The organism is Clostridium algifaecis (assembly GCF_017874415.1).
GTDB lineage: Bacteria > Bacillota > Clostridia > Clostridiales > Clostridiaceae > Clostridium_B > Clostridium_B algifaecis.
In genome coordinates this window covers 107510-122565 of record NZ_JAGGLM010000006.1, presented here as the reverse complement: position 1 = coordinate 122565, position 15056 = coordinate 107510, and the positions used below count along the sequence as shown (strand labels likewise).

14 protein-coding genes are annotated in these 15056 nt (G+C 30.0%); 12 read left to right on the top strand and 2 right to left on the bottom strand.

The features are described 5' to 3' along the window. The first annotated feature begins 3 nt into the window (after window positions 1-3). From J2Z42_RS06710 to J2Z42_RS06655, 12 genes are all read left to right on the top strand, one after another. The gene (locus J2Z42_RS06710) at window positions 4-267 is read left to right on the top strand and encodes a hypothetical protein (protein WP_209701879.1); all 264 of its coding nucleotides are present in this window, start codon (window positions 4-6) and stop codon (window positions 265-267) included. Between the two features lie 3 nt (window positions 268-270). Further along, on the top strand, window positions 271-579 hold the full coding sequence (locus tag J2Z42_RS06705) for a phage head-tail connector protein (protein ID WP_209701878.1): 309 nt from the start codon (window positions 271-273) through the stop codon (window positions 577-579). Beyond that, window positions 572-847 carry a hypothetical protein gene (locus J2Z42_RS06700; protein ID WP_209701877.1) on the top strand — a complete coding sequence of 92 codons (276 nt, stop codon included), beginning with the start codon at window positions 572-574 and terminating at the stop codon, window positions 845-847. Before J2Z42_RS06705 ends, J2Z42_RS06700 begins: the two co-directional genes overlap by 8 nt. A 5-nt stretch (window positions 848-852) precedes the next feature. Next, complete coding sequence (locus J2Z42_RS06695; RefSeq protein WP_209701876.1) at window positions 853-2010, top strand: hypothetical protein; 1158 nt, start codon at window positions 853-855, stop codon at window positions 2008-2010. 92 nt (window positions 2011-2102) lie between these two features. Next, window positions 2103-2255 carry an SHOCT domain-containing protein gene (locus J2Z42_RS06690; RefSeq protein WP_209701875.1) on the top strand — a complete coding sequence of 51 codons (153 nt, stop codon included), beginning with the start codon at window positions 2103-2105 and terminating at the stop codon, window positions 2253-2255. Between the two features lie 63 nt (window positions 2256-2318). Continuing rightward, entirely contained in the window at window positions 2319-3989 is a 1671-nt protein-coding gene (locus J2Z42_RS06685) for a recombinase family protein (protein ID WP_209701874.1), read from the top strand. Window positions 3990-4175: 186 nt separating this feature from the next. Then, entirely contained in the window at window positions 4176-6242 is a 2067-nt protein-coding gene (locus tag J2Z42_RS06680; RefSeq protein WP_209701873.1) for an HsdM family class I SAM-dependent methyltransferase, read from the top strand. Further along, the gene (locus J2Z42_RS06675) at window positions 6239-7570 is read left to right on the top strand and encodes a restriction endonuclease subunit S (RefSeq protein WP_209701872.1); all 1332 of its coding nucleotides are present in this window, start codon (window positions 6239-6241) and stop codon (window positions 7568-7570) included. Before J2Z42_RS06680 ends, J2Z42_RS06675 begins: the two co-directional genes overlap by 4 nt. A 2-nt stretch (window positions 7571-7572) precedes the next feature. After that, window positions 7573-10797, top strand: a complete 3225-nt coding sequence (locus tag J2Z42_RS06670; protein WP_209701871.1) for a DEAD/DEAH box helicase family protein — start codon at window positions 7573-7575, stop codon at window positions 10795-10797. A gap of 257 nt (window positions 10798-11054) precedes the next feature. After that, window positions 11055-11759: a hypothetical protein gene (locus tag J2Z42_RS06665; RefSeq protein ID WP_245331521.1), complete on the top strand. Its 705-nt coding sequence runs from the start codon at window positions 11055-11057 to the stop codon at window positions 11757-11759. After that, entirely contained in the window at window positions 11756-12211 is a 456-nt protein-coding gene (locus J2Z42_RS06660; RefSeq protein WP_209701869.1) for a protein-export chaperone SecB, read from the top strand. Before J2Z42_RS06665 ends, J2Z42_RS06660 begins: the two co-directional genes overlap by 4 nt. 2 nt (window positions 12212-12213) lie before the next feature. Further along, window positions 12214-12954, top strand: a complete 741-nt coding sequence (locus tag J2Z42_RS06655) for a hypothetical protein (protein ID WP_245331520.1) — start codon at window positions 12214-12216, stop codon at window positions 12952-12954. A gap of 175 nt (window positions 12955-13129) precedes the next feature. On the opposite strand, the gene J2Z42_RS06650 is transcribed toward J2Z42_RS06655, so the two are convergent. Then, window positions 13130-13879: an ATP-binding protein gene (locus J2Z42_RS06650; protein WP_209701868.1), complete on the bottom strand. Its 750-nt coding sequence runs from the start codon at window positions 13877-13879 to the stop codon at window positions 13130-13132. Then, the gene (istA, locus tag J2Z42_RS06645; RefSeq protein ID WP_342590003.1) at window positions 13869-15056 is read right to left on the bottom strand and encodes an IS21 family transposase; all 1188 of its coding nucleotides are present in this window, start codon (window positions 15054-15056) and stop codon (window positions 13869-13871) included. The genes J2Z42_RS06650 and istA overlap by 11 nt, the downstream gene beginning before the upstream one ends.

Genomic DNA, 15056 nt, shown 5'->3' with positions numbered 1-15056 from the left:
CATATGGCAAGGATATACTCAAACAATAAAAAATATAATGGTATATCCGCAGGAATAAGCTTTGTAAATGGGGTGGGAGAAACTGATGTCTCTCACCTTATTTCTTGGTTTAATGAAAATGGATATACAGTTTTAGAAGAAAAGATATTAAATTATGAAGATATGAAATATAAGGAGCTTACTGATTTAGCAAAGAAAAAAGGCATTAATGGTATTGGAATAAAAAAAGATGAGCTTATTAAAAAAATAAAGGAAATGGAGGAATAGCTTATGCTGGAAACTATGAAAATGCTTCTAGGAATTGATTCTGCTGATACATCAAAAGATAATATTTTGAACCATTATTTAAATAAAGCAATAATCATAATTTTAGGGTACTGTAATATAGATGCTTTAGATATAAAATATAATGAAATAACTGCTGATTATGCAGTTTATCTTTATAAAAACAAGGATTTAGAAGGGCTAGAAAGTAAAATTGAAGGTGATAAAAGTGTAAAGATCAGAGATGGTATTCCTGAAAATATAAAGAAGGCTCTGCCACTTCCCAAGATAAAAGTTGGTGGCTATAATGTTTAGTGATACAGAAATTGAGGTATTGTTTAATTCTGATAATTCATCAATCATAAAAACTGAATATGGGGATGTACAGCCATTTTCAAAGAATTACTCCTTTGAGGATGGGTTTAATTTTGAAGCTACCAAGAGAGCATTTTGTGATAAGGAAAGTATTATAAATGAAAATAGTTATCTCTTAATTGAAAATGAAAAATATAAAGTTATGGAAATAAAAACTTGGGATACATATATAGAAGCATTTTTATACGAATGTAAAAGGCAGGTGTAGCTGTTATGCAGGATATAGATGATATACTTGATTTTCTTTTGTATGAAAAAGGTACTGATATTATTTATAATGGAATATGTAAAAGGGTACTGATAAAAGATAGCGATTCAATAATTAATTATGAAGATGATAAACAGCTTTATACTGATTTTTCTATAAATACAGGAGATTTGATACAATACAAAAATAGTAATTGGTTTGTCATATCTCAGATTGATAAGCATGAGAAAACTTACAGGAGCAGAATAAGAAAAGTAGAGCAAAGTTTTAAAATGATTTTAGATAATAAGTTGTATACATTTCCAGCTATTTTTGAACCAGCTAATCAATCGGTTCAAACATCAAGTGTAATAAATGTGTGGTCTGGCAATCTAAAAGTAATTCTTCAAGATACGGATTTATCTAAAAAAATAGATGTGAATCTTGAATTTATTAAAATGGGTGCAAAATGGAAAGTTGATGGTTATACTACTGAACATTTGGGATTGAGAACTCTTTATTGTGAAAAGGGTCAATTTGGCACTAATGATGACCAAGTTAATGAAATTGCAGATATTGATTTATTGGCTCATTATAATCTAATTATAGCAAATGGTAGTTTTATTCAAATGGGAGTTAATCAAACTCTTCAACTCAATGCCATAGCAACTGTAACTATTGGTGGAAAACTTTCAATTTTGACAAATACGAAAATTAATTATTTAAGTTCTGATATTACGAAAGCTTCAGTAGATTCAAACGGATTAGTTACTTTTTATAATAATATTGGCAATGTAAATATAAGTGCTTCTTTGGATTTGGATAATTCTGCAACTAATAATATAGCGATTGCAATAGTTTCAGATTCACAAAATAACTATACTGTAGATGTAACTTCAGATGGTCAAGTTATAGAAGGTATTACAGATATTACTTTGAATTCAACAAAAATATTTGTTGGCACAAGAAAAAACAATGGATTCGATGTTCCTAACAGCCAGTTTAATTTTGAAATAATTCCAGGCAAAACCTTAGCAAGCAAATATACTCTTACAGTGCTAAATGATGCTAGCTGTAGTATAAAGGCTTTAGGTTCTACATATTTTATTACATTAAGATGCCATGATAGAAATGATAATTCAGTATATATTGATAAGACAATAAGATTAAAGTCAGGGTTTTAAAATAATAATTACAAAATACATTGAGTGGGTGAAATATCCTGCTCTTTTTTATATAAATTTAATTTTAAAGGGTGAAAGGGGAAATGTGTTTTATGAGTAATAAACCAAACGTTGAATATTTATTAAGCTTACATATATTAAGAAATTTAAAGGAAAGAAATTTAATTTCTGATGAGGAATTTGATGCTATAGATAGAGAAAATAGAAGGTCTTTTAAATATTATGATAATAAAAAAATAGCTTGAACTATTGCACCACTGATTATATCATGTGTGTAGCCAAGTACAATAAAAGGGAGGAGAAAATTTATGGCAAAGAATGTTCAAGTTTTAGAACCAGTTATAACTTTAAATTACAATAATGATGGCGAAGAAATTATAAATAAAAGGAGAGTTTGTGCTTACTGTAGGGTAAGTACAGACTCAGAAGAACAGATGAAAAGTTATAATGCACAAGTAAGTGAATATACTAAAAAGATAAAGGAAAATTCAGAATGGGAGTTTATTCAGATTTATACCGATGCAGGTATAAGCGGCACAAATGTTAAAAATAGACTTGGATTTAATAGAATGATTAAGGATTGTAAAGACGGAAAGATAGACCTGATTTTAACAAAGTCAATTTCAAGGTTTGCACGAAATACAGTTGATTGCTTAAATAACGTAAGGATGCTTAGAAACATTGGAGTTGAAGTATTCTTTGAAAAGGAAAATATATATTCCTTTGACCCAAAGGTGGAATTAGTGCTTACCATGATGAGTTCTATTGCACAAGAAGAAAGTAGGAGTATTTCTGAAAATTCAAAGTGGGGAATTAAAAAGAGATTTAAAGATGGCGTTACAATTTGCAATACCACTAGACTTCATGGATATGATAAAGATGAAAAAGGAAACCTTGTCATAAATAAAGAAGAAGCTAAAATTATAAAAAGGATTTATAAAGAATATTTAGAAGGCAGTGGCTATTCAACAATTGCAAAGGGACTTGAAGCAGATGGAATAAAAACTGTAACTGGAGGAACTACATGGCATGGTTCAACAATCAGTAAAATTTTGAGTAATGAAAAATATTATGGAGTGCTACTTCTTCAAAAGACGGTTACTGTAGATTACTTAAGCCATAAAAGGGTAAAGAATAAGAATTTAGAACCAATGTATAAGATTGAAAATAACCATGAGCCTATAATTTCAAAGGAAATATTTGATGCAGTTCAGGAAGAAAAGAAAAAGAGATTTGAAATATCTAGTGGTAAAAATAAAGATAGAACTAAATACACAAATAAGTATGCTTTTAGTGGTAAGCTATTCTGCGATAAATGTGGAAGAACACTAAAGAGAAGAACTTGGAATTCAGGAACACCTTCTGAAAAAATAATGTGGCAATGTAACAATTACATTAAAGGAATAGAGAATTGCTCTGCAAAAGCAGTAAGCGATGAAGTATTGAAAAGAACTTTTGTCCAGCTATATAATGATATGGTTGAGGATAAGAGTTCTTTTTTTAAAACTTTTATGGCTAATATAGAAAAAGTTCTTGAAAAAGATATAAGTGTAAATAAGATTAATGATATAATAGGGCAAATAGGGATTTTTGAACAAGACTTAAAGAACCTCATACAGCTTCAATTAAGAGGTAAAATAGATGAGAAATATTATGATGAGGAATATCAAAGAATTAAATGTGAAATTGATAAGCTGAATGATGAGAAAATTAATCTTGAAGAAGAGCATTTAAAAGATTCAGATTATAAGCAAAGGCTTAAAAATATTTCAAAGATATTGAATGAAAATGGCGAAGGTATGAAAGAGTTTGATGAAGATATATTTACTGCCCTTGTAAATAAAGTGATTATAAAATCGCCAGAGCATTTTGTATTTGTCCTTGAAAATGGGATAGAGTTTGAAAGACAAGCTTATTGTAGTAGCCAACACTCAGGGCACGTTGAGACGGTAGTTAAGCTTAAAAGGAAAGACAGTTAGAAGCATTGATATAGCTGGGGTTAGAAAATGGTAAAAAGTGTGTATGTTTGGCGATACAGGGGTAGGAAATATTTGATTTACTACAAATTATAGAAAACATAAAATAATAGAGTTATAATATAATTGCATTGGCATAGTCTGGTGCAATTATTTTTATATAAATCAATAGAAAGAGGAGCTAATATAATGGATATACTTCAATATGAATCTAAGATTTGGGCTACTGCTGACTTGCTACGTGGTAGTGGCATTAAAGAATCAGAATGGCCGTCATTTATGATGCCTTTTTTTGCATTAGCAATGATTGAAAGTAGATTAGTTAGAATGTTTGATGATTTAAAAGCTGAAATTGGTGAAGAAGCCTTTAATAATATGGATAAAGAAGATCAATATGCTATTATAAACGATAAGGGTCAAGGATATAATGTATACATTTTTGAGCATAACAAAACTTTAGCTGACATCTGCAAAAATGATAAGTCTTTTACTATTGATTTTGATGCATATCTTAATGGATTTGATAGTGAAACAAAAGATTTACTTGGAGTAGAAGCTAGTGAAGGTGAAAAATTTCTTGATATTAGGGGGGTTATAACCAAGCTTAATGCCAAAAAAGTATTACTTGGTTACACTAAGATATGGTCCGAAATTGATCTTAAATTTTACAATAATTCTGAAATAACAACCCTTGAAGAACATATCAAGCGTAAATGGGCAGATATGTCAGCGGAAACTGCTGGGGAGCAATACACACCAGATGATGTAATTGCTTTGATTTCTGAAATTATTGCTTCTAAAATTGAAGAATCTGATACATTACTTAAAATATATGATTGTACTTGCGGTGGAGGTAATATGCTATTTGGTGTTGAAGACCGCATTAAGGAAAAATTCACACGACTTACACAAACTTTTGGACAAGATTGGAATGATGCGTTATATGCTCTTGCTAAAATTGAAAGTCGTTTTCGTGAGGATTCTAAAATTGAACATGGTAATACTTTAGTTGATGATAAGTTTTATAATGAAGAATTTGATGTGGTTGTAGCTAATCCACCTTATGGAGTAAGTTGGAAGGGCTATCAAAAATATATTCAAAATGATAAAACTGGACGATTCAAATATCTTCCATCTGTTTCAGATGGTCAATTATTATTTATGCAGCACTTAATTTCAAAAATGGATGCAAATGGCGTGGGCGTAGTAGTACATAATGGTTCCACTTTGTTTAGTGGAGATGCTGGCTCTGGGGAAAGCAACATACGTAAATGGATGTTTGATATGGATATAGTTGAAGCTATAATTCAACTACCTACAGATGAATTTTTTAATACAGGAATTTATACTTATTTATGGGTGCTTAATAAAAATAAGAAGCTTGAGAATAAAGTAATGTTAATTAATGCTAGTGAGAAATTCAAGCCACTCAAAAAAAATAAAGGTTCTAAACGTAAAGAAGTTGATGAAACTAGTCGTTTAGAAATTGTTGAAACACTTACTAAGTATAAAAACAATGATTATGCTAAAGTATTTGATAAAGATTTTTTCTATTATAACAAGCAATCTATTATGCTTACGAATGTGGATGAATATGGTAACAGCTTTGAAGCACGTCTACCTATGGCAACTAATAAAAAAACAGGAATGGAAGAAAGAGCAAAAAGCTTAAAATTGAAACCAATAAAAATTAGTAATGGAGAACGTGAAATTACAGAATTTAAAATTACTAATTTTGATACAGTTAAGTATAATTCTTTAGTTGAGTATTTTGAACAAAATATAAAACCATTTATTGCTTCCTTAGATTATAGAGAACAACCACTAGTAGTAAGTACTACTAAGGGGAAGTATTGGTATGATAATGAAAAAGATACATTAATAAGAGAAAGTAATGGTGAAAAAGAGGCATTAGGTTGCGGTAAAATTGTAGTGAAAGCTGCCTTTAAAAGATCAACTAAAACACAGCCAGAACGTATAGAAATAATTGTAGAACTTACTCCTGACTATCAAAAGGATTATGAGATTATTCCTTATCATGAAGAACAAGCTGAAAATCAAGAGGAAATTGCAGCTTTTATGGATAAATATATAACTAAACCTTTTACATATTTGGAAAATACAGTTGGTGTGGAGATAAACTTTAACAAGATTTTTTATAAGCCAGAGAAACTAAGAAAAGTTGGAGATATACTGGCAGAGATTGATGAGATTGATAGTAAGTTAAGGCAGCTTGAAGAGGAGCTAGAGTTATGATGAGGCATGAATTTAAGAAATATGATAAGTATAAGGATAGTGGTGTTGAATGGATAGGAAAAGTACCTTTTAATTGGATAAGTGGGAGGATTAAAGACTTTGCGGATATAAATGTTAGTACAAGAATACCAACAAATCTTACTAATGATGATTTAGTTGAATTTGTTCCTATGACAAATGTGAATAACAATATAGGAAGGATAGAAAAATTTAATTTTGTACCGCTGAAGGCAGTTTCTAGTGGCTATACTAAATTTAAAAATCGAGATGTTATTTTTGCGAAAATTACACCTTGCATGGAAAATGGTAATTGTGTAATTGTAAATGGTTTGTCACATGATATAGGTTTTGGTAGTACTGAATTTATGGTTTTTAGATCTTTTAGAAAGTTGACAGAAGAATATTTACATTATTTTCTACATAATGATTTATTCCGACAAAATGCTGAACCATTTATGAAAGGAACAGCTGGACAGAAAAGAATAAGTAGTCAATACATGACTACACATTATTTAGCTTTACCACCAATTTCAGAACAAAAAACCATCACTAACTACCTAGATACTAAAACTACTCAAATTGACAAAAAAATATACCTACTCACTAAAAAGGTTGACCAATATAGCGAGCTTAAACAATCCCTTATTAATGAAACGGTCACTCATGGTTTAGATAAAACTGTGGCAATGAAAGATAGTGGTGTTGAGTGGATTGGGAAAATTCCAGAACATTGGGAGAAAAAGCGAGTTAAAGATTTGTTTGTGGAATCAAAAATAAAGAGCGTAACTGGTCAAGAAACTTTACTTTCGGTTTCTGAATATAGTGGAGTAACACAAAAGAAAGATAATGTTGGTAATGACGAATTGTTGACAAATGCTATCACACTCGTTGGTTACAAGATTTGTAAAGCAGGTGAGCTGATTATTAATATTATGCTTGCTTGGAAAAGGGGATTAGGTGTTTCATCTTTTGATGGAATTGTTAGCCCATCTTATGCTGTATATTCTCCTAATAAGTCTATATGCTCAGCATACTTTCATTACTTATTTCGGTCTAACAGGGCAATAGTAGAATTTAAGCGAAATTCCACAGGAATAATTGAATCAAGATTGCGTCTCTATAGTGATAACTTTTATTCTATTGATGTTGTTATACCTGAATATAAAGAACAAAAAGCCATCGCCAACTACTTAGACACTAAAACCGCTCAAATTGATCGTATTGTAGAAACCATTAATACTGAAATTGAAAAACTGAAAGAACTACGTAAAACACTTATTAATGATGTTGTTACTGGAAAAATTAAAGTGATTACGGAAGGGGAATAAGTATGAATGAGCTTAATCTACAGGATAAATTCTTGTTACCTTTTTTTAGAGAGAGCCTTGGATATCGAGAGGTAAAAGCTAATACAATAACTAATTCCTTAATTATTGAAGAGGACTTACAGGAATTTATATCTGAAACAGAGCTAAATAAAAAGCCCTATGAGGCTTTATTAAAAAGATACAGTGGAGATAAAAATAAACTGCTTAGGGATTTAATTGAGTTGATAAAAGATCGTATAGGAAGTAACCGTAATATGGCACTATTCATTAATAATAATAAGACGGTTACTCTGCAGAATATCAAACTTAATTTGTTTTATACAGGTGATAGTGTGATTCATAACAATGACCTATTTGATGAAAATATTTTTTCAGTAGTGCAAGAATTGCCGTATAAGTATGATTATGAGGGTAAGCAAATATTCTCTTTCAGACCAGATATTACGTTGTTTGTGAACGGGATTTATTTAGGGTACAGTGAATTAAAATCTAATTATACCAATCAAAGTGCTAGTAAAAATGGTAGGGGCAAGGTGATTAAAGATTATTTTGAGGCAGTGAGAGTATACCATAAATATTTTGATAGCAGTTATATATTAGGTGAAAAAGAAAAAGATTTCTATCGTAAAGATTTTTTGAAGATTTTTGAAAAAGCGATTCATATCACCACTACGGATATTGGTGAGACTTATGTTATTCGTAATATATCTGATTATTTTGAGGAGATACTTGCTAATTGCCGTCAGGGTAAGTTTGACTATGAAGATATAGAAAAAGAAATTAAAGATTCTTTTAAGCCTTACCCACTATTAAAACCAAATGCTGATAAGAAGGACAAGCTTAAGGAGCTATTTACGGTATTATATGGAAAAACCTTTATTGAAAAAGAGATTTTATATTATAATTTTATAGAACGTGATGTATGTGTCACTAAAAATGGTAAAGAATTAAAGGATGAAAAGGGGCATTTGATTTCACCACGACCAAAGCAAAAGTTTGGTACTGATAAGATAATGGCTAAAATTGATGAGCTTTTAGCCCATGAACAAGAGGATGATTATTTTGGTAAACTATTAGAAAAACAGCTAGCAGGTGTATCGGAAGCAAAGAAAAAAGAACTTTTAGAAAAGCGAAGGGCCTATTCTAATAATAAAAACGTTTATTCTTTGCTTATGCAATATGCAGCTGGTTTTGGAAAGTCTAATATTATAGGATGGTCTGCTTTGCAGCTAAAAGATTTACGTCGGAATGGTGAGTATTTTTATGATAAAATTATGATTGTAGTGGATAGACTTCAGCTGCGTGGACAAATTGATTCAAAAATGCTTAATATGAACATAGATAATCGTATGTATGTTGAAGCTAGCAACAAGAAAACTTTTCAAGAAGCGCTTGCTTCTGATATGCGCATAGTTATTGTAAACTTACAAAAGTTTGGTTCGGTAAAGGATATGCTAGATGATGAAGTCTTACAAAAACTAGCTAAAATGCGTATTGTATTTTTAATTGATGAGATTCATCGTTCAAATAGTGGTGAACAACATGAAGAAATGCTTAGTATATTTGATGAATTGCAAGAACCCTTTGATAATAATAAAAAATATTTACAGATACGTAAAAAGAAAAATTTAATAATTGGTTTTACTGCAACCCCAGATGACCACACACTAGCAAGATTTGGAGAATTTAGTGGTTATGCGGAAAGTGAAAAATTGTGGAGACCATTTGATTCTTATACTATGAAAGAGGCAATTGATGATGGATATATTTTAAACCCACTTGAAAATATTGTACCTGTAGCAACTAAGATGTTGTTCGATTTACCGAGTAACAAACTAGAAGGTTTTACTGAAAAAGAATATAAAGATGCCCAGAAAAAACAGATTTATGAAAATCGTGAACGCATAGATGCAATTGCTAAATATGTAGCAGATTTGTTAGTAAAAGATGTATATCGCCAAATCCGTGGAACTGGTAAAGCTATGCTGGCAGTACATTCTATTAAATCTGCAATTGCTTATAAACAGGCAATTACCAAGTACTTTAATGAGCTAGTTTCAGAACCAAAATATTCAAAGTATAAAGAAGCTCCTATTTATATAGTATATTCTGATAATCAGGATGAACAAAAGGCTGCTAGTCTTAATAATAACTTAAGTGAAAAAGATGTATTGGATAACTTTGCACAAAAGAAAAACGGTTTGATAATTGTGGTAGCAAAGCTTCAAACAGGTTTTGATGAGAAAAAGCTCCATACTCTATTTTTAGATAAAGAGATTAGGGGTATTAGTGCAATTCAGACTATTTCCCGTGTAAATCGAACCACTAAATATAAGAATGATTGCAAAATTGTCGATTTTTCTTATAATAATGTAAATGTTCAGAATATCAAGGATGCATTTGAACATTTTTCTGATGTGGTGGTAAGTGATTTTGATCCCTTTGGTGATAAGAGAGTTTTAGATATACTCTTTTTACATTTGAAAAAATCAGATGTATTTGATAAATTTTTTACTATGTTTATGGATATATATAATGACAAAGCTAAAAAAGATAATCCGGAAAATTATTTAGATTTTGAAAATAGTTTAAAAAAATACATAGATTTAAACCCCAAACATACTGCTGATGTAAAGGCTAAGGAAGCACAGTATTTTACTATTTTAAACCGAATTGAATATGTGATTGACCTGGATGCTAAGTACAATGAGGAAAGTTTCCTATTTTTCTGGCGTAAATTTAATACTTTTTATAACACAATGCATAAAAGTAAAGATATAAAAGATCCTATTGAGGTTTATTTTGATAATCAAATTGGTATTATTGAAGTAGAAACTTCTGAAACAAATGAAGAAAAAAAGAAACCAACTAAGGTAGCAGAAGCAAAAGAATCCTATGGCTCTTATCAGTTCGATATTCTTGCAATCATTGAAGCACGTAATGAGCATGAGGCTAAAACTGCTTTACTTATTAATGATTTTGAATCTAAAATTAAAGATTTTTTTGATTATGTAGAAAATGCTAATGAAGGTACAAGATTAATAGTTAAAATGAAATCTCATGTATCAGAATCAGAAATCTATGATGACTTTGCGAAAATATATAGAAAATATAAAGCACTTAACCGTAAAAAAGTAGGAGAGTATTTTTTTAAAGAAATGGATGATTTAGTAGATAAACTTTGTGATGATTTTGAAAAATGTATAATGGAAAAATCAGAAAAATAAAGTAAAACAAATTATTATAGATATAAAATTTGAAATAAAGCAAAATATAGGTACTTTCTTAGAATACTTAAAAGGATGGAAGAAAGAATTATAATGCCATTTTGAATAAAACTAAAGCAATTAGTCCAAAATAATTAATAGTATTGACATTGAAATTAAAATTTTAATATGCTATTATTTAATTACAACATGAAAATGTAGGCTTTTATATGCATATATATAAGTATAGTTATTTATAGAAAGAGAGGATGGGGTGTATGATAATTAAAAATTATATGGATATCGTGAATATTCATAATTGGTTAAAAGATTCATATACTTTTTCATCTGTAGAATTTCAAGAAAAAAGTACTTTGTTCGAAAAAAAAGATATTAATGATATTGATAATTCAAGTGATATTAGTTTTGATAAACTTATAGGTTATAATTATGTTTATAATTATTTCTATTTCCTTCAAAAATATATTAAAAATAAGAATATGAACTTTAGTTTTAGTAGTTTAAAAAACATCTATGACTTAAAAGAATATATAGACAATCAGCAAGATGTAGATATTAAAGCTTTTTGTGATTGGTTTTTTAAAGATGGTGAAGGACTAAACAATATTATTAATTTTATAGAAAGTTTAAATACAGATAATTATGAAAGTGATAAAATCTTTAAAGTATTAAAATATTATAACTACCTTATTGAAGATTCTGTATATAATGATCCAGAAACTATTCAAACTTTTTTAACAGAGGGTTTAATAGATCCTTTTATTAAAGTTAATAAGTTTGTTATAAGAAATAATACTAGGAAAAGTGTAAAAGATGAAGATAATTCAATTTTGTATGACATTGAATTAGGTGATTACAATCCATGGGAAACGGATTGCTTAAGTTTGAATTTTATTAATAATTTGGAGAAGCCTACAGATTTGCAGGCTTCTTTTTATAATATTAGGGAGGCATTACAATGAAACTTGATAGAACTTTGTATCATGATATACAATTAAAAAATATTCAAATGATAGGCATCAATTGTTATTTGAATGAGAAAATTGATACTGGTAAAAAAATAAATACACCACTGCCATTACATATAGAATTAAAAAATGAGAGTACAGTAATATCTAGCACTAGAGGTATATCATATTTGAAAGTAAAAGTACAATTTGAAAATAAGGACAATGAGCTTTTTTATATAGAGGTAAATTATAGAGGATTATGTGAAGCTATAAGACCAATTGAAGAAAAAAATATGAAATTTTATCTTAAAATACAAAGCGTACCTATGCTTTGGGCTTACGCAAGAGAAACTATAAACAATGTTATGCTCAAAATGGGACTTCCACCAATTGTTCTTCCAGCTCTAAATATTAATAAAATGATGGATATAATGAACGAGGAAAGAAAGAATGTGGAGGAATAGAAATGTCTTGTCTTGGTAACGTGGAACTTCAAGTTCTTGATAAAAATAATGAGTATACCAGAATGATAGAAAATAGAGCACGAAGAATATCAAAATATATAAATAGCGAAGAAATTTTTGATATATTATGTATCTTTTTATTAAAATTTAGAAGTAAAGAGTATTTTGAAGCTTGCTTTAGAGAGTGGCTAGAGAAAACGCAGGAATATGCTGAAATTTTTGATATTGAAAATATAGAGAGCTTTTGTGAAGAAATTTCAGATACATACAATAAATCAAGAAATGATGAAGAGATAAATGATTTTAGAGGTAAATTATTTGAAGTAATTATGAAAGAAAAGTATGCCCCAATTTATTGCAAAAGAGATAGTATTATGGAATGTGGTTGTAAAGTAATTATAGATAAAACAGAAATTATTTATGAAGATATTTATCACAATATTGATTGTACTAAAAAGACAGTTGACATTGCAGGATATAATTCTAAAGATGCAGAATTTTATGAAATAAAAGTTGGACCTAAAAATTTCAAATATAATATTATACTGTATTTGAATAAATTATTTGATTTTGCTAGTGAAAAGAAGATTACTCAAAATTTGATTATAGGTTGTGCTACTATGGAAAAAAGGGCAAGCCTAATTCAAAGTTTAGAAACTGAAAAGAAGAAGTATGATTTTTTAAACTATAGTAATCTTATGATTAGGGGAAGAGAAGATATAGAAAAAAGATTTTTTAGCTAATTTAATTACTATTATAAAAATGAGCATATTAAAGTGCGAATCTAAATTTATATGCTTAGTGAATATTACGCTCCATTAGAACCGTAGTTTCATATTTTTGAAACTATCTATTCACAGTAAAAAACCATCGTTTCACTTGTTGGTACCGCCTAATGGCGGCACCTTAAAAATTTGATTATAAAAGTGTTTTTTCTGAAAAATGTTCTCTCATATTCATACTTCCTGTATCAATACGAATGGATTTGTGTACGATACGGTCTAAAATAGCATCAGCTACAGTGCCGCCACCTAATCGAGTATGCCAATCTGACACTTTATACTGGGTGCAAAATATGGTTGAATGGCAATCATATCGTTTTTCTGTAAGTTCAAAAATGAATCTAACATCTTCATCAGATAATTCTTGTAGGAGCCATTCATCTAGTATTAAGAGATGATAGTTAGAAAATTTACTTACTAGTTTGCTAATTCCTTTACCTTGCAGAGCAGCTTCAGCACGAAGCTCTAAAAGTTCTGGTACTCTTATGTAACGTACTCGATATAACTGTCTACAGGCAGCTTTTCCTAATGCGCAAGCTAAAAAAGTTTTACCTGAACCTGTGAAACCATTAAGCACAACACTATAGTTATTACGCATGTATTGGCAGGTTGAAAGTTCAATAATTTGATTTTTATCAAGCCCCCTATTTGCATAGTAAATTGAGTTTACATCCGCATCTGCAAACCTAAATCGAGCTTGCTTCATTAAACGATTTGAACGTTTGTTATTTTTACACTGGTATAGACTATCTATAGCTAAAGTTATTCTTTCATCAAACGTCATGGTTGTATAGAGAGGTTGATCGTCACCTTGTATTTTTAATATATCAACCATTTCATCGAGGTTTAGTTCTCTAAGCTTTCGTTTGGTTTCATCACTTATCATATCTGCCACCTCCATAGTATTCTGAGCCTCTTATATAGCCATGAGAATTAGTATTTGACTCTACTGTTTTAAGATGGGCACTTTTCTTCTCAAGATAGATAACATCTTGATTGCTAGCAAGAATTGACTTAAGTTGTTTATAACGAGGTACACGTGTCATAGGCAAAGCTATTTCACATGCAGCTTCAAGACGTTCCTCCGAATAACTCTTACTCAATTTTAAAACTGATAGAGCAGAGTTATAACCTTGCTCTTTTATGGTTACACTTTTAAATATACGCTCAATAACTTCGCTTGTGTGAGCACCTATACTAGCTGCCCATTGTTTCAAACGGATATCATTCATTTCAGGTTGACTAAAGGCATCAGACATATCTTCTTTATGGGTAGAATATTTGTTGCTCACATAAAGCGGAAATCTTGGATGTGTAGAAATACGCTTATGATTATTATATATTTCTACAACACTATCTGTGAGTTTTGCATCCACATATTGACCAACGAAAGCAAATGGCACAGAATAATAATTCTTTTCGATACATACGTGGCTATTAGGATATATTTTGTGATTGTACTCCCATCCAGCTACTTCATAAGGAACTTTAGGAAGCTCTCTAAGGTAGCTTCTTTCTTCCTCAAAGACCTCAATTCTACTGTACTGACGCTTCTGAAATGGTGCATTATTAAATGCTTTTAAAGCCTTTGAAACAGCTTCTTTCAATTCATATACTGAATAAAAAGTATGTTGACGTAATTTGGCAATGATAGCAGTTGCTACTTTACCAACGGTACCTTCTACAGAGCTTTTTTGTTTAGGTTTTCTTACTCCAGTAGGCATTATAGCAGTAACGTAATGGCTTCCCAGAGCTTCATAGGCATCTGTAAGTATGATATCTCCTTCTTTCGGATGCTTTACAACTCCCACCTTAAGATTGTCACATACAGTTTTTACAGGAACACCTGAGAAAAACTCATACATATGGATATGGCATCTAAGCCAGGTGTCTTGCTTTTCATCTAGAGTAGGTTCTACATATGCGTATTGACTATATGGTAGGCAGGCTACAAAGAGATGAATCTTTGTAATTTCGCCTGTATCTATATTTACAATTTCCATATGCTTACCGCTCCAATCTACTTCAACCACTTGACCTGGTTTATACTCTAAAGGATATAT